Origin of the sequence: Geopseudomonas aromaticivorans, from assembly GCF_019097855.1 — a bacterium.
Taxonomy (GTDB): domain Bacteria; phylum Pseudomonadota; class Gammaproteobacteria; order Pseudomonadales; family Pseudomonadaceae; genus Geopseudomonas; species Geopseudomonas aromaticivorans.
The window spans coordinates 243,265-258,215 of record NZ_JAHRGL010000057.1 but is presented as its reverse complement, the minus strand read 5'-3'; the positions used below and the strand labels follow the sequence as shown (position 1 = coordinate 258,215).

The window sequence follows — 14,951 nt, the reverse complement described above, 5'->3', positions numbered from 1 at the left end:
AATGCAGGGGAAGCCCCCGGCAAATGCTCTTCGGGGGCAGGAAACTGAGTCCAGGGGGATGAAGTAGCCCGATTTTGGCCTGCCGAGCAGGTCTGTCGCGAATGGGGAGGGCTATTTCAGACCTTCCCTAGGGATAACCCGATAGCAGACCTTATCTGCATAGGCCTTGTATTCAACGTTTTGCAACAGGAGGTGCTCTTCGAAATACATTCTGAGAACGAAAAGAGGCCACGCTATCAAATATACTGCGAAGTTCCACGCAGAGGGCACTGAGAGTAAAAAACCTACATGGGAGATCATGTATCCCAAATACATAGGATGCCGGACTATCGAATAAAGACCTGTGGATTTTATACCCCGGTCTGCAGGGACGAGTCCGAAGCTTCGCCTGAGGGAAAGCTTTGCTCCAAGATGGATCGAAAAGCCGAAAAGAATCAGAATTGCTCCAATTTCTGGCCAAAAAGTCGCGCTGCTATTTTCTACTAGCAATACCGCCGTCGTGCCGCCGAGTGCAACAACCCATTCTTTGAGATTGAGAGTTATTTTCTCTGCGGGTCGACGGATCAGAGCAAAAAGCAGCACCGTTCCTTCAGACATCAGCAGCATCGTGCTATACGCATGTTTCGGGGGAAATCCGTCTGGCAGAAGTCGCACGCAGAACCAAGTATAAATAATAATAATGATCGCTTGATCGAGCCGGTCCGCGATTCGGAAAAATAGCGTCGAGTAGGCTGGGGGCGCCATATTATCTCCAACTTTTTTCTCTGTGCGATAATTTGTACGATGAGTACAGTCTAAGGCTGCTCATCGTGCAAGCCAGCTAGATCTTGGTGGTAAAAAATTCTGGTTTTCGTGGCGGTTGTGAATATAAGGTCGGCGCAGCTGTCGCGAAAAGACTGATTCACCGTTGATCGGGTCCGCTCTCCAGACTCTTCAGAATCGGGCAGTCCGGCCGTTCGTCGCCTTGGCAGTGCGCGATCAGTTCGCTCAAAGTGTCGCGCAGGCTGACCAGTTCGGTGATCTTGCGGTTGAGCTCGTCGATATGGGCGAGCGCCAGCGTCTTCACGTCGGCGCTGGCGCGCTGGCGGTCCTGCCATAGCTGCAGCAGCTTGCCGACTTCCTCCAGCGCGAAGCCCAGATCGCGGGCGCGCTTGATGAAAGCAAGACGGTGCAGATCCTGCGCGCTGTAGTGCCGATAGCCGTTGTCACCGCGACCGGCGGGCTGCAGCAGGCCGGTGCTTTCGTAATAGCGGATCATCTTTGCCGACAGACCGCTGTGTTTTGCCGCCTGGCCGATATTCATGACTTGTCCTCCGGTTTCCAGGTCTTCAGCAGCAGCGCATTGCTCACCACGCTGACGCTGGACAGGGCCATGGCGGCGCCGGCAACCACCGGGCTGAGCAGGCCGAAGGCGGCCAGCGGCAGGCCGACGACGTTATAGATGAAGGCCCAGAACAGGTTCTGGCGAATCTTGGCATAGGTGCGCCGGCTGATGTCCAGCGCCGCCGGCACCAGACGTGGATCGCCGCGCATCAGGGTGATGCCGGCGGCGTGCATGGCCACGTCGGTGCCGCCGCCCATGGCGATGCCGACATCCGCCGCGGCCAGTGCCGGAGCGTCGTTGATGCCGTCTCCGACCATCGCCACCACCGCGCCGTTGTGTTTCAGGCGCGCCACCTCGGCAGCCTTGTCCGCCGGCAGTACCTCGGCATGCACGTCGTCGATGCCCAGTTGCGCCGCTACAGCATGGGCGCTGCCGCGGTTGTCGCCACTGATCAGGTGGGTGCGGATGCCGCGCCCATGCAGCACGGCAACAGCCTCGATGGCCCCGGGCTTAAGTGTGTCGCCGAAAGCGAACAGGCCGAGCAGGCGCGGCGCCGGAGTCAGCTCCAGCAGCCAGGACAGGGTGCGGCCTTCGGCTTCCCAGGCCGCGGCGTTATCCGCCAGCACGCCAGCCGAGAGTCCCGCTTCATCCAGCAGCCGGCGGTTGCCCAGCGCCAGCAGGCGGCCGTCGATCTCGCCCTGGATACCGCGCCCGGCCAGCGCCCGGCTGGCGCCGACCTCGGCCAGGAGCAGATCGCGTTCGCGGCAGGCGTCCAATACCGCCTTGGCCAGCGGGTGCTCGCTGCCGCGCTGCAGCGCGGCGGCCTGTTGCAGCAGGCGCGCTTCGTCGCCGTCCAGCGCAGCTAGATGGGCGATGCGCGGCTGGCCGGAGGTCAGGGTGCCGGTCTTGTCGAAGGCCACCGAAGTCACCGCGTGGGCGATCTCCAGCGCTTCGGCGTCCTTGATCAGGATGCCATGGCGCGCCGCCACCCCGGTGCCGGCCATGATCGCCGTCGGCGTGGCCAGGCCCAGGGCGCAGGGACAGGCGATCACCAGCACGGTGACCGCGTTGATCAGCGCGATTTCCAGTGGTGCGCCGACCAGCAGCCAGCCGGCCAAGGTGATGAGGGCGATCAGCAGCACGCTCGGCACGAACACCTGGCTGACCTTGTCGACCAACTTCTGGATTGGTGCCTTGGCCGCCTGGGCGTCCTCCACCAGACGAATGATCCGTGCGAGCACGCTTTCCGCACCCAGCGCGGTGGCGCGCACCAGCAGGCGCCCCTCGCCGTTGATCGCGCCACCGGTCACCCGGTCACCGGGCTGCTTGGCCACCGGCAGGCTCTCGCCGGTGATCAGTGCCTCGTCGGCCTGGCTCTCGCCGTCGAGTACCTCTCCGTCCGCCGGGAAGCGCTCGCCGGGCTTGATCACCAGCACGTCGCCCGGGCGCAGGGCGCCGATGGCGACCACCTCCTCGCGGCCGTCGATCCAGCGCACCGCGCTGTCCGGACGCAAGGCCTCGAGAGCGCGGATTGCTGTGGACGTCTGGCGCTTGGCCCGGCTTTCCAGATACTTGCCGAGCAGCACCAGGGCGACCACCACCGCCGCGGCCTCGAAATACAGGTGCGGCATTGCCCCTGGCGCGGCCTGCCACCACAGGTACAGGCTCAGGCCAAAGCCGGCGCTGGTGCCCAGCGCCACCAGCAGATCCATATTGCCGCTGCCGGCCCTCAGCGCCTTCCAGCCGGCGCGGTAGAAGCGCGCGCCGAGCACGAACTGCACCGGCGTGGCCAGCAGGCACTGTAGCCAGGCCGGCAGCATCCAGTGCTGACCCAGCCAGCCGGCGATCATCGGCACCACCAGCGGCAGCGCCAGCAACAGGGCGACGATCACCTGCCAGCGCTCGCGACGCAGCCGGGCTTCCGCGTCGTCGCTCGGTGGGCGCGCAGCGTCGATCAGACTGGCGTGATAGCCGGCCTTTTCCACCGCGGCGAGCAGCGTGTGCACGTCGACGTTGGCCAGCGCCGTGATCCGCGCCCGCTCGCTGGCCAGGTTGACGATGGCCTGCTGCACCCCAACCACCTTGCCGAGCGCCCGCTCGACCCGACCGACGCAGCTGGCGCAGGTCATGCCGCCGATCTGCATTTCCAGCGTCAGCTGCGGCACGCTGTAGCCGGCCTTGCTCACGGCGGCGATCAGCGCCGGCAGCACGCTGGCCGCAGCCTCCACGCGGGCCTGCTCGCTCGCCAGGTTGACGCTGACCTGGCGCACCCCTTCGACCTTGGCCAACGCCCGCTCGACCCGCCCGGCACAGCTGGCGCAGGTCATGCCGACAATCGGCAGGTCGAGGAGGGGGGGGGCGGCTGATGAACTGGACATGGCGTGAATCTCCTGAAATCCGTTACGACAAGGATCAACCTTGCCATGGGGGAAGGGTCAAGCGCCGGACAAACTCCGCGACCGGCTGTCTGTGTTGCCCAAGGCGGTGCACTCTAAAAATGTGACGCTTGTCGCAAATTATCCTGGGGCGGGCGCGGTCTTCCACAAGCACAAGATCGGCATCAGCAGTGCGCCATGCCGATTTTTCCTGCCCCAATTCAATCGCTTGCCGCTGCAAGGCGGAGCCTGCGTCTGACCCCGTCGCCCCGCATTTCCTCCGCCTGGCACGCTGCGTCGCAAAAAAGTACCTGCGATTGGCAAAAAACTCCTAACCCATCTCGCTTGCCCCGACTAACTTCAAATCACGGCAAACGAACTGCCGTGACCAAATTGATTACCTTTAGCGGGGTAGGGAAAAATGGAACTTCAAACAATCAAGCAGGCAATGGTCAAATTCATCAAGGATGAAGAAGGCTTGACGGTTGTTGAGTATGCGGTGGCTGGGGGGTTGATTAGCTTGGCTGTAGTTGCGGCCTTCCAGCTTTTGGGTACTAACGTCGGTATTGTTATTAACGCCCTTGCGGGGATCATCGGTGCTACTCCGGGTGCGGGGGGTTAATCCAATATCATATCTGAAGTTCAGGTGGAGCCTGTTTTATGCTGATTTTTGTTGTGTCAGCGCTCCTCTTGGGGGCGGTGATTTACGATATCGTAAGTCACCGACTTCCTAATTATTACCTGCTGCTGGGTTTGATCGTTGGTTTCGCTTGGCAAGCTTGGACGGCCGGATGGGGCGGAGTAATCTCGGGTGGTGCAGGGCTTCTGACGGGGTTTGCACTTTTTTTTCCACTTTATGCATTGGGTGGCATGGCTGCCGGCGACGTGAAGTTGATGGCGGTGGTCGGCAGTTTTCTGGGGGTAACCGGCACATTGTGGGCGGGGGCTTACAGTCTGATGGTGGGGTCAATATTGGGGATCCTTTATCTTCTCTGCAAGGGTCACCTTGGTAAGTTTGTGGTGCGCTATTGGCTAAGTGCTACGGCACGAACTCTTATTTCGGCAGACGAAAATGATGCTGCCAGACATCGTTTTCCTTACGCCATAGCCATTGCGGCTGGAACATTGCTGAGTCAGTACTGGACACCTTTTTGATCATGTAAAACAACTAAACCAGGGAGCAGGCCATGAGTACGCCGGGGTTTGCCAGGGTCGAGGATGCCGGGGTGGATCACTTCGGTTCGAGCAATGCTTTCAATGTTTCGCAACCATGCACGCTCACGGAAACAGGGCTTTCCGAAGCGCTGCTGATCGATTTGCTCTGTAAACATCTGTATGACGCCGGCAGTCTGGATACCTCGCGGTTGATGGAGCGCATGGCGCTGGCCGGGCCAGTGCTGGACGAGCTGCTGGCCTTCCTGCGCAAGGATGGCCGGGTCGAGGTGCTTGGCCAAGCCAGCAGTGGTGGCGGGGGGCTGCGCTACGGTCTGACCGAGCGGGGTCGCGGCAGTGCTCGCGATGCCTTGGCGCGTGGTGGCTACATCGGCCCGGCGCCCTATCCGGTCGAACGTTACCGCGAACTGCTGCATTCCCAGACCATCCACCATGGCGGCGTCACCGGCAAGGAAATGCAGACCGCCTTCACGGGGGTGGTATTGCACGGTGGCATGCTGGACCAACTGGGTGCAGCGCTGAACTCCGGCCGGGCGATCATGATCTACGGCCCCGCGGGTACCGGCAAAACCTTTATCAGCAGCAAGCTGATCCGCCTGTTCGGCGAGGCGATTTGGGTGCCCCATGCCATCGCGATCGGTGAGGCAATCATCGAGATCTTCGACCCGCAGGTGCACAAGCGAGTGGATGAAACGGCCCGACCCAGTCTTCGGTTGGACCAAGGCCACGACCGTCGTCTGCTGCGCTGCAAGCGCCCGGTGGTCATCACCGGCGGCGAGCTGACCATGGATCAGCTGGATATCCGCTACGACCCCTATACCCGCCAGTACCAGGCCCCGCTGCAGCTCAAGGCCGGCAATGGCATGTTCATCATCGACGACATGGGTCGCCAACGGATGGCGCCGGCCGAGTTGCTCAACCGCTGGATCGTGCCGATGGAGGAGAAAAAAGACTTTCTCAACCTCGGTGGCGGTCGCCACTGCGAACTACCGTTCGACCTGATTCTGGTGTTTTCCACCAACCTCAATCCGCTGCAACTGGCGGACGAGGCCTTCCTGCGCCGGATCGGCTACAAGCTGCATTTCGACTACCTGACCCGCAACGAATACGAGCAGATATGGCGTCAGGAAGTTGAAAAACTGGGCATTCCCTACGATCCGCTGCTGCTGCGTTACGTGATCGAAGGCTTGCATCAACCGGAAAAGGTGCCGTTGGCACCCTGCCACCCGCGCGACTTGCTCGGTATGGCACGCGACCGGCAGCGTTACCAGGGGAGCTCCGGGCCGTTGACGCCCCAGGAGCTGGAGTGGGCCTGGCACAACTATTTCGTCAGGCTGCAGGGGACTGAGCAAGGAGAAACACCATGAGCTCTCGTACGTTGATGTTGATTGCGCTATCGGTGCTGTTCGGGCTTGGCGCCGCCTGGATGGCCAATACCTGGCTGACGGCGCGGTTGGATACCACGGCCGACTCCAATATGGAAAACGTGGTGGTGGCAGCAGTGGAGATTCCTTTTGGCCAGATGGTCGAGCCGCAACACGTCAAGTTGGTCTCCATGCCTAGGGGCACGGCACCCAGCGATGCTTTCGATGCGGTGGAGAAGGCCAGTGGGCGGATTGCCACCTTCAGCATCTTGGAGGGCGACATCCTGCGGAGTGCACGGCTGGCCGAACACTTGGGTGGTAGCACCCTGGCTTCGCTGATCGAACCAAGCAAGCGGGCAATCTCGGTACGGGTGGATGACGTAGTGGGCGTCGGTGGCTTCCTGCTGCCGGGCAATCGGGTCGATGTGCTGGCGACCAAGCAGGAGGGCGGCAGCGGCCGCGAGGCGAAATCCGAAACCATCCTTTACGACCTGCGCGTGTTGGCTGTGGACCAGACCGCCAGTACCGACAAGACCCAGCCGGTGGTGGTGCGCGCGGTAACCCTGGAAATGACTCCAGAGGAGACCGAGAAGCTGGTCAAGGCGCAGAGCGAAGGGAAGCTGCAACTGGCTCTGCGCAATCCGCTGGAGGAGAAAAAGCCGGTGGAAACCAAACCCGATCCGGTACCGGTGGTAGCTGTAGCCCCTAAGCCAGCGCCGAAGCCGGTGGTACGTCGCAGCGGTGGGGGGGGCGGTGGTCAGGTGACCATCATTCGCGGGACGGAAATTGAAAAGGTGAGTGTGCAGCGGTAACGGAGCCACGCCGGGCGCGGCGTCCGCTTCAAGCAGGCAAGCTTTTATAAAGACTAAGGAGCAGACATGGATACCATCCGCAGACTTGGGTCATGCACGCTGTGCACGTTGGGCGCCTGGTTGTTGCTGGCGTTCGTAGTGCAGGCCGCCGAGCCCGTTCCCGTCCCCGGCGGCTTTTCGACCGGCGGCGTAACCAATATCGAAGTGCCGATCTACAAGTCGCGGGTGCTCACCACTCGTGCAGCTGTACGCAAGGTTTCCATCGGTAATCCGGAAATCGCCGACGTGCTGGTCACCAACTCCCGTGAGCTGTATCTGCTGGGGCGTTCTCTGGGCAGCACCAATGTGCTGCTGTGGGACGCCAGCGGCAAGCTGATCGAAAGTCTCGACCTGGAAGTGGTACACGATCTGGGCGCGCTCAAGACCAAGCTGCACGAACTGATGCCCAACGAGAAAATCTCGGTGTTCACCGCTCAGGGCGCGCTGGTGTTGCGTGGCCAAGTGTCCAGTGCGGCGGTAATGGACACCGCAGTCAAGGTGGCCAAGACCTATACCGCGCAGAGCGAGAGCATCGTGCAGGGCAAGGGCGAAACCGCCGAGGCAGCGCCGAGCAAGAAGCTGGACGTCATCAACTTGCTTACCGTCGGCGGTAGCCAGCAGGTGATGCTGGAGGTCAAGGTCGCCGAGATGCAGCGCAGCCTGTTCAAGAACCTTAGTGTGCGCTTCAACGCGCTGGATTTCGGTTCCTCCAGCCGCTGGAGTGGAGGTGGTTTCAACGATGGCCGGTTGCTGGGTGTGGCGCCCGACGGTACCCCCCTCGACCCGGCTTCGATGATTGGCAATGGCAAGGCACTCTTCGGCCAGTTCCTCTCGGAGAACTTCCTGTTCAACGTGGTGCTGGAAGCGGCCAAGGATAATGGCTCGGCCAAGGTGCTGGCGGAGCCGACCCTGACCACCCTGACCGGACAGCAAGCCGAGTTCATCTCCGGCGGCGAGTTCCCCGTGCCGGTCACCGAGGATGACGGCATCACCATCGAGTACAAGGAGTTCGGCGTGGGGGTCAAGTTCCTGCCGGTGGTGCTGGACTCCGGACGGATCAACCTCAACCTGAATGTCTCGGTAAGCGAACTTTCCAACACCAATGCCCTGGCCCTGGATACCGGCCTGGACAGCGTGTTGGGCGGGGGCGTGGCCCAGGTCATTCCGTCGATCACCAAGCGCAGCGCGCAATCTACCGTGGAGCTTGGCAACGGCCAGACCATCGCCATCGCCGGCCTGATCAACGAAACCACGCGCGACTTCGTCAGCAAGTTTCCCGGTCTGGGTGATGTCCCGGTACTGGGACATCTGTTCCGCAGCCAGCAATACCAAAGCGGCGAAACCGAGTTGGTGATCATGGTGACACCGTACTTGGCCAAACCACTGGATGCCAAGATGGTGCGGCTGCCCACCGAGCGTTTCGTGGAGCCGAGCGATCTCGATTTTTATCTGCTCGGCAAGACCAAGGGCAACGGCCCGGGACGCAATATCCCGGTCAGCCTTGGCGTGAGCGAAGGCCGCTTTGGCCACGATCTGGACTGAAGGGAGTACAGACCATGAAAGCACTTGTTCCGCTAATGTTGCTGACCACCTTGGCCGGTTGCATGACCTACGAAGAGGGGCGTGTGGGTGATCTCGGCCACACGGTGTACCTGACCACCTACCAGCAGATCGCCGATAAGGAGGGGGCGGCCAACCCTGGGACGGAGGTTTCGCCAACCGGAACGGATGGTCCACTGGTCGAGAGGGTCATGGATGACTTCCGCGGCGTCACTGGCGACGCCAGCCAAATTGCCCAACCCATCCAGATCAATGTGGGCAATTGACGTTGACATAGCGACTCGTGAGGAAACGGTATGAGCCCCCTGACTAAACGAAACCTCAAACAGCACTGGCCAGGCAGGCAGCAGGGGGCCGTACTAGTGCTGGTGGTCATTGCCTTGGCGGCTATGTTGCTGATGGGAGCCCTGGCTCTGGATGGCGGTCATATGCTGCTGAACAAGACCCGCCTGCAGAATGCCGTGGATGCAGCGGCCCTGAGCGGCGCCAAGACATTGCAGGCGTCCTTCGGTAGCCCCACTGCCTCCACCCTGGCCCGCGAGGCATCCTTGGACACCCTGGCGCGCAATGCCGCCTCCGAAGGCAACGGTGAACTGGGGCGGGCCATAGGTACGACGGTGGCGGCTGTTGGGGGACATACCGAGGTCACCTTTTCCAACAGCGTCTACGGGCCCTTTTCATCCGCAGGACCGGCGGATGCCAAGTATGTCCGGGTATCAGTGCCGAACTACCCTCTGACGGGATTTCTCTGGAGTGTCGCCCAGCTCTTTGGGGGCGTGGGCGACAAAGCGGTGGCTGCCATTGCCACCGCTGGGCCGAGCCCTACGGCCAGCCCATGCAAGATCGAGCCGATTATGGTCTGTGGCGACCCCGACGATGACCCCGCGGAGAATGGCGGGTCCTCCTACTGGGGGTACAGTTATGGCGAGCTGGAAGTGCTCAAGAGCGCCGCCGGCAATGCGCCGGCGATCGGTCCGGGCAACTTCCAGCTACTGCGTCTGGATGGATCTTCCGGCGCCAACGACCTGCGCAAGGCGCTGGCCGGCGGTATCGACAAGTGCAACGTGGTGGGCGATGAGGTCGGCACCGAGCCCGGCAACCAGGTAGGCCCCGTGGCCCAGGGCCTGAATACCCGCTTCGGGGTGTACAACGGCCCGGGCATGAATGCCACCAACTACCCACCGGATTGGGTCACCGAATTCAACAATCCGAAGATGACCTACAACGACAGCACTTCGCCGGCCCAGGTGCAATATCAGGGGCAACAGGTGACCTCCAGCGGTGGGGATCTGTCGGCTGGCAGCACGCCGTTGTATGACATCAACGATTGGAAGGGCGACAGCGCGGCCTGTGCCGTGTCCGGTAGCTGCGCAGGGGCTTATGAGCGGCGCATGCTCAATATCGTGATTGGCAATTGCGATGGCGCGTCCGGCGGCCAGGTGGAAGTGCCGGTGCTGGATTTCGGCTGCTTCTTCCTGCTGCAGACCGTCGCACAGCAGGGCGTCGAGGCCCAGGTCTTCGGCCAGTTCGTCAAGGAGTGCGAGGGCGATGGTGTGGCTGGGCCGGTGCCGACAGAGGATGTCGGGCCGGTGATCATCCAGCTGTACAAGTCCTATATGGACAACAGTCGTACGCCGAGTACCGACTCCTGATCGGTTGTTGAAAGCAAGCCTGCCGGGCTTGTCCCGGCAAGGGAAGGTGATTATGCAAGGTCGCACATACAAACAGAGCCAGAGCCAGCGAGGGGTGGCGATGGTCGAGTTTGCCATTGCCCTGCCGCTGCTGCTGCTACTGCTTCTGGGCATCGCCGAGTTCGGACGCATGCTTTACCACTACAACAATTTGCTACAGGCCAACCGCGATGCGGTGCGCTACCTCGCCGGCCAGGCCTGGAACGGCAACCTTGGGCGGGTGGAAATCACCGCTGTACTGGAGGCCAGGACCAAGAACCTCGCCGTTTACGGCGTGCCCACACCGCAGTCGAGAGCAGTGGTTCCGGGGTTGACTACGGCCGACGTACAGGTCAGCACGGTAGGAACCGAGCATGTTCAGGTGCGCATCAGCTATTTGTTCCAGCCAGTGATCGGCAACGGATTGCCTGCCTTGATCGGCAATGCCATTCCACTGAACTTCCCGCTGGTGGCCACCACAGTGATGAGGGGGTTGTGATGAACGCGAAACGCATGCGCGGTGTGTACGTAGTGGAGTTCGCCATCATTGGCTCACTGCTCTTCGTGCTGCTGTTCGGGGTGTTGGAGATGGGCCGCCTGTACTTCACCGTCAATGGTCTGGATGAAGTAGTACGGCGGGGTGCCCGGCTGGCGGCGGTCTGTGATATCCGCGACGCACGCATCCTGCGCCGGGCCATTTTCAACGACATCAACAGTAGCGGCGCTAGCCCGCTGATTGGCAGCCTGGAAACCGCCGATCTGAACCTGATCTATCTGGACGAGAACGGCGCTGTCGTTGGCAGTCCGAACGACCTGTCCAGCGCCAACGGTTTCCGTGCCATCCGTTACGTGCAGCTACGGGTGGACAATTTCCCCTTCGAGCTGCTGATTCCTGGATTTCGCGGGGTGTTTACCCTGCCGGCATTCAGGTCGACCATTCCCCGCGAAAGCCTCGGCAGGCATGCCGAGGAAGGCGTCGCTCCGGAGATCACGCCATGCTGAAGTCCAGGGAAGTACCGTCCGTGACGGACAGCCAATCGCGCCATGGCCTGAGGCTGCTGATCAGTAGTCGCGATGCTCAGGCGCTCAAGGATCTGCAGGTGATCTGCCAGTCTGTGGCAGGTCTGCAGGTCATCACCCGCCTGGTCAGTAATGGCCATTGCGACCCGCTGCACGGTATTGAGCAGATGCCCGACCTGCTGCTGTTGCAAGTCAGCACTCAGTGGCGCGAGGAGTTGGCCGCATTGATGCAGCGTCCGGCGGCCGAGCGGCCGGCCCTGCTGGTGTGTGGCGCGCTGGATCAGGCCGAGGGCTTGCGCCTGGCCATGCAGGCCGGGGCGCGGGACTTTCTCCCCGAGCCGCTGAATTCGCATGAATTGGCCGCTGCGTTGCAGCGCATGGTGCAGGAGAAGCGTGCCAGCAGCGGTGATAGTGGCAAGCTGCTGGCGGTGATGAATGCCAAGGGGGGCTCCGGTGCGACCTTGCTGGCCTGTAACTTGGCCCAGCAATTGAGCCTGCATGCCAGTGTGCTGCTGATCGACCTCGATCTGCAGTTCGGTAGTGTCACGCACTATCTCGATGTGCAGCCCACCCACAGCCACGTCGATGTGCTTAAGCAGGTCGGCGAGATGGACAGTCTGGCGTTGCGCGGCTTTTGTACCCATTTCAGTGCCAACTTGCATGTGTTGGGTGGGCGCAGCACTGAGCTGTGTCTGCCTCAGGATATCCATGCGGAGCAGTTGGAGGCCTTGCTGCACTTGGCGCGCAGCACCTACGACTGGGTCGTGGTGGACCTGCCGCGGCAGATCGATCATCTCACCGGAACAACGCTGGAGAACGCCGACAAGGTGCTGGTGGTGTTGCAGCAGAGTGTCAGTCACCTCAAGGATGCCGATCGCCTGCTGCGTATCCTGCGTGACGACATGGGCATCCAGTCTAGCCGTCTGCAGGTGCTGATCAACCGTTACAACAAGAACGCTACGGTCAGTCTCAAGGATATCGAGGAGGCCTTGCACTGCCCGGATCTGCTGCTGTTGCCCAACGATTTCACTGTGGTCAGCGAGAGCCAGAACGCCGGCGTGCCGCTGGCTATCCATGCACCGCGCGCCGCCATTACCCTGGCGCTGAAGCCGATCGCCGAGGAGCTGCAGGGCAGCCCGGAAGTCCAACGTGGCGGACTGTTCAAGCGTGCGGTGAGTCGCCTGTTCGGGGGAGTCAGCCATGCTCAATGAATTGCGCAATCGCCTGCGCCAGTCACCGCAGAAGGCGGCTGTTCCTGCAGTCGCCAGCGAAACCACCAGCCACGAACGCGAGCAGTTGGCGTGGGAGGAGGCTGTGCCGCTGAACAACTACAGCACTCGTACCCAGCTCAATCCTCTGGAAGTTGAGTGGCGCGAGAAGGTCTACGAGCAGCTGCTCAAGGTCATGGATCTGTCGCTGCTCGACAGTCTGGAGCCGGCCGAAGCTGCCAAGCAGATTCGCGAGATTTGCCTGCGCTTGCTCGACGATCATTCGGCGCCGATCAGCGTGGCCAGTCGCCAGCTGATCATCAAGCAGATCACCGACGAGGTGCTTGGCCTCGGCCCGCTGGAGCCGCTGCTGGCCGACAGTACGGTGTCGGATATCCTGGTCAATGGGGCGAAATCGGTTTACGTAGAACGCTTCGGCAAACTGCAGAGAACCGATGTGTGCTTTCGCGACGACGCTCACCTGTTGAACATCATCGATCGCATCGTTTCCGCTCTGGGGCGGCGTATCGACGAGTCCTCGCCGCTGGTGGATGCGCGCCTCAAGGACGGTTCGCGGGTCAACGCCATCATCCCTCCGCTGGCAATCGACGGGCCGAGCATATCGATTCGTCGTTTTGCCGTCGACCTGCTCAATACCGAGAGCCTGATCGAGCGCGGCACCCTGACGGCGGCGATTGCCCTGGTGCTCAAGGCCATCGTCCGCGGCCGGATGAATGTGCTGGTGTCCGGCGGTACCGGCACCGGCAAGACCACCATGCTCAACGTGCTGTCCAGCTTCATTCCGCACAACGAGCGCATCGTCACCATCGAGGACTCGGCCGAGTTGCAATTGCAGCAGCCCCATGTAGTGCGCCTGGAAACCCGGCCGGCGAACATCGAGGGACGCGGCGAGGTGAACCAACGCGAGCTGGTGCGTAACAGCCTGCGCATGCGCCCGGATCGCATCGTCATCGGCGAGGTGCGTGGCTCCGAGGCGCTGGACATGCTGGCGGCGATGAACACCGGCCACGACGGCTCGCTGACTACCATCCACGCCAACACCCCGCGCGATGCCTTGGGGCGTATCGAGAACATGGTGGCGATGACCGGCGCGACCTTTCCGATCAAGGCGCTGCGCCAGCAGATCGCCTCGGCCATCGACGTGGTGGTGCAACTGGAGCGCCAGGAGGATGGTAAACGCCGTCTGGTGAGCGTGCAGGAGATCAACGGCATGGAGGGCGAGATCATCACCATGACTGAGATCTTCACCTTCGAGCGCCGTGGCATCAGCGAGCATGGTGAAGTGCTGGGCGACTACAAGCCTACTGGAATGGTGCCAGCCTTCCGCGATGTGCTGGCCAAGCGTGGCATCGAACTGCCGCTCAATCTGTTTCGGCCGGAGTGGATGGAGGGGCAGTCATGAACCAGATCCCCTCGGAGTTCATCTTTCTTTTCCTTGGCATGGTATTTCTCGCCGTATTCCTGCTCAGCCAGGGGGTGGCGGTGCCGGTCTTCGGTGAGGCCGGCAAAGTGCGCAAGCGCATCCGCGAGCGGCTGCACCTGCTCGAGCGGGCCAACGATCTGCCAAACATGCAGACGGTATTACGGCAAAAATACCTCAAGCGCTTGTCGCCACTGGAGGCGGCGCTGGAGCAGCTGCCGGGCATGGAAAAGCTGGCTGAGATGGTCGACCAGAGCGGCCATGAGGTGCGGGCCTACCGGGTAATCCTGCTTGGCCTGGCGCTGGCCGTAGGTGGCGCAATGCTGGTGTGGCTGTTGTTCCCTCTGTGGTGGGTAGCACTGGCAGCCGGGGCTGTGCTGTTCTGGGTACCGATCCTGAAGATATCCAGCGACCGCGGCAAACGCTTCGCCGAGTTCGAGGAGCAGTTGCCGGATGCGCTGGACTCCATGGTGCGTGCGCTAAAGGCCGGGCATCCGTTCAACGAGACCCTGCGACTGGTGGCCGACGAACAGAAGGGCGTGGTGGCTCACGAGTTCGGCCTGACCTTTGCCGACATCAACTATGGCAACGATGTGCGCCGGGCCATGTTGGGGCTGCTTGAGCGCATGCCGAGTATGACCGTGATGATGCTGGTGACCTCGATCCTGCTGCACCGGGAAACCGGCGGCAACCTGACCGAGATTCTCCAGCGCCTGAGCTCGCTGATCCGTGGTCGCTTTCGCTTCCAGCGTAAGGTCAAGACACTGTCGGCGGAAGGTCGCATGTCGGCCTGGGTGCTGGTGGCCATTCCCTTCGTGCTGACCATTGCTCTGATGGTGAGTTCTCCAACTTATCTGCCAATGCTGCTCAAGGAGCCAATCGGCCACAAGCTGATCGCCGGGTCCTTCACGGCCATGCTGCTGGGGATTTTCTGGATCAAAAAAATCATCCGTATTGAGGTCTGA

Annotated in this window: 15 protein-coding genes; 12 read left to right on the top strand and 3 right to left on the bottom strand. The window is 61.6% G+C overall.

All coding sequences use genetic code 11. The features are described 5' to 3' along the window. Positions 1 to 111: 111 nt before the first annotated feature. The 3 genes from KRX52_RS17230 to KRX52_RS17220 form a co-directional block, all read right to left on the bottom strand. Positions 112 to 744: a methyltransferase family protein gene (locus KRX52_RS17230; RefSeq protein ID WP_217682958.1), complete on the bottom strand. Its 633-nt coding sequence runs from the start codon at positions 742 to 744 to the stop codon at positions 112 to 114. Between the two features lie 157 nt (positions 745 to 901). Further along, on the bottom strand, positions 902 to 1,303 hold the full coding sequence (cueR, locus tag KRX52_RS17225) for a Cu(I)-responsive transcriptional regulator (RefSeq protein WP_217682957.1): 402 nt from the start codon (positions 1,301 to 1,303) through the stop codon (positions 902 to 904). Next, positions 1,300 to 3,702 carry a heavy metal translocating P-type ATPase gene (locus KRX52_RS17220; protein WP_217682956.1) on the bottom strand — a complete coding sequence of 801 codons (2,403 nt, stop codon included), beginning with the start codon at positions 3,700 to 3,702 and terminating at the stop codon, positions 1,300 to 1,302. The genes cueR and KRX52_RS17220 overlap by 4 nt, the downstream gene beginning before the upstream one ends. Before the next feature lie 418 nt (positions 3,703 to 4,120). Here KRX52_RS17220 and KRX52_RS17215 point away from each other — a divergent pair, with 418 nt between their 5' ends. From KRX52_RS17215 to KRX52_RS17160, 12 genes are all read left to right on the top strand, one after another. Continuing rightward, positions 4,121 to 4,321: a Flp family type IVb pilin gene (locus KRX52_RS17215; protein WP_217682955.1), complete on the top strand. Its 201-nt coding sequence runs from the start codon at positions 4,121 to 4,123 to the stop codon at positions 4,319 to 4,321. 38 nt (positions 4,322 to 4,359) lie between these two features. Then, on the top strand, positions 4,360 to 4,854 hold the full coding sequence (locus tag KRX52_RS17210; RefSeq protein ID WP_217682954.1) for an A24 family peptidase: 495 nt from the start codon (positions 4,360 to 4,362) through the stop codon (positions 4,852 to 4,854). Positions 4,855 to 4,886: 32 nt separating this feature from the next. Continuing rightward, complete coding sequence (locus KRX52_RS17205) at positions 4,887 to 6,239, top strand: DUF8689 domain-containing protein (protein WP_254797640.1); 1,353 nt, start codon at positions 4,887 to 4,889, stop codon at positions 6,237 to 6,239. Continuing rightward, the gene (gene cpaB / locus KRX52_RS17200) at positions 6,236 to 7,048 is read left to right on the top strand and encodes a Flp pilus assembly protein CpaB (RefSeq protein ID WP_217682953.1); all 813 of its coding nucleotides are present in this window, start codon (positions 6,236 to 6,238) and stop codon (positions 7,046 to 7,048) included. Before KRX52_RS17205 ends, cpaB begins: the two co-directional genes overlap by 4 nt. Positions 7,049 to 7,114: 66 nt before the next feature. Next, positions 7,115 to 8,629, top strand: a complete 1,515-nt coding sequence (locus tag KRX52_RS17195) for a type II and III secretion system protein family protein (protein WP_217682952.1) — start codon at positions 7,115 to 7,117, stop codon at positions 8,627 to 8,629. A gap of 14 nt (positions 8,630 to 8,643) precedes the next feature. Then, positions 8,644 to 8,913 (top strand): hypothetical protein, encoded by a 270-nt coding sequence (locus KRX52_RS17190; RefSeq protein ID WP_217682951.1) that lies wholly within the window; start codon positions 8,644 to 8,646, stop codon positions 8,911 to 8,913. Positions 8,914 to 8,943: 30 nt separating this feature from the next. Further along, a complete protein-coding gene (locus tag KRX52_RS17185) occupies positions 8,944 to 10,299 on the top strand; it encodes a TadE/TadG family type IV pilus assembly protein (RefSeq protein WP_217682950.1) in 1,356 nt (451 codons plus the stop codon). 52 nt (positions 10,300 to 10,351) lie between these two features. Then, on the top strand, positions 10,352 to 10,816 hold the full coding sequence (locus KRX52_RS17180) for a TadE/TadG family type IV pilus assembly protein (protein ID WP_217682968.1): 465 nt from the start codon (positions 10,352 to 10,354) through the stop codon (positions 10,814 to 10,816). Further along, positions 10,816 to 11,319 (top strand): TadE/TadG family type IV pilus assembly protein, encoded by a 504-nt coding sequence (locus KRX52_RS17175; protein WP_217682949.1) that lies wholly within the window; start codon positions 10,816 to 10,818, stop codon positions 11,317 to 11,319. The genes KRX52_RS17180 and KRX52_RS17175 overlap by 1 nt, the downstream gene beginning before the upstream one ends. Then, entirely contained in the window at positions 11,313 to 12,548 is a 1,236-nt protein-coding gene (locus KRX52_RS17170; RefSeq protein WP_217682948.1) for an AAA family ATPase, read from the top strand. Before KRX52_RS17175 ends, KRX52_RS17170 begins: the two co-directional genes overlap by 7 nt. Beyond that, positions 12,538 to 13,968, top strand: coding sequence for a TadA family conjugal transfer-associated ATPase (locus KRX52_RS17165; protein WP_217682947.1), 1,431 nt, complete (start codon positions 12,538 to 12,540; stop codon positions 13,966 to 13,968). The genes KRX52_RS17170 and KRX52_RS17165 overlap by 11 nt, the downstream gene beginning before the upstream one ends. After that, on the top strand, positions 13,965 to 14,951 hold the full coding sequence (locus tag KRX52_RS17160) for a type II secretion system F family protein (protein WP_217682946.1): 987 nt from the start codon (positions 13,965 to 13,967) through the stop codon (positions 14,949 to 14,951). Before KRX52_RS17165 ends, KRX52_RS17160 begins: the two co-directional genes overlap by 4 nt.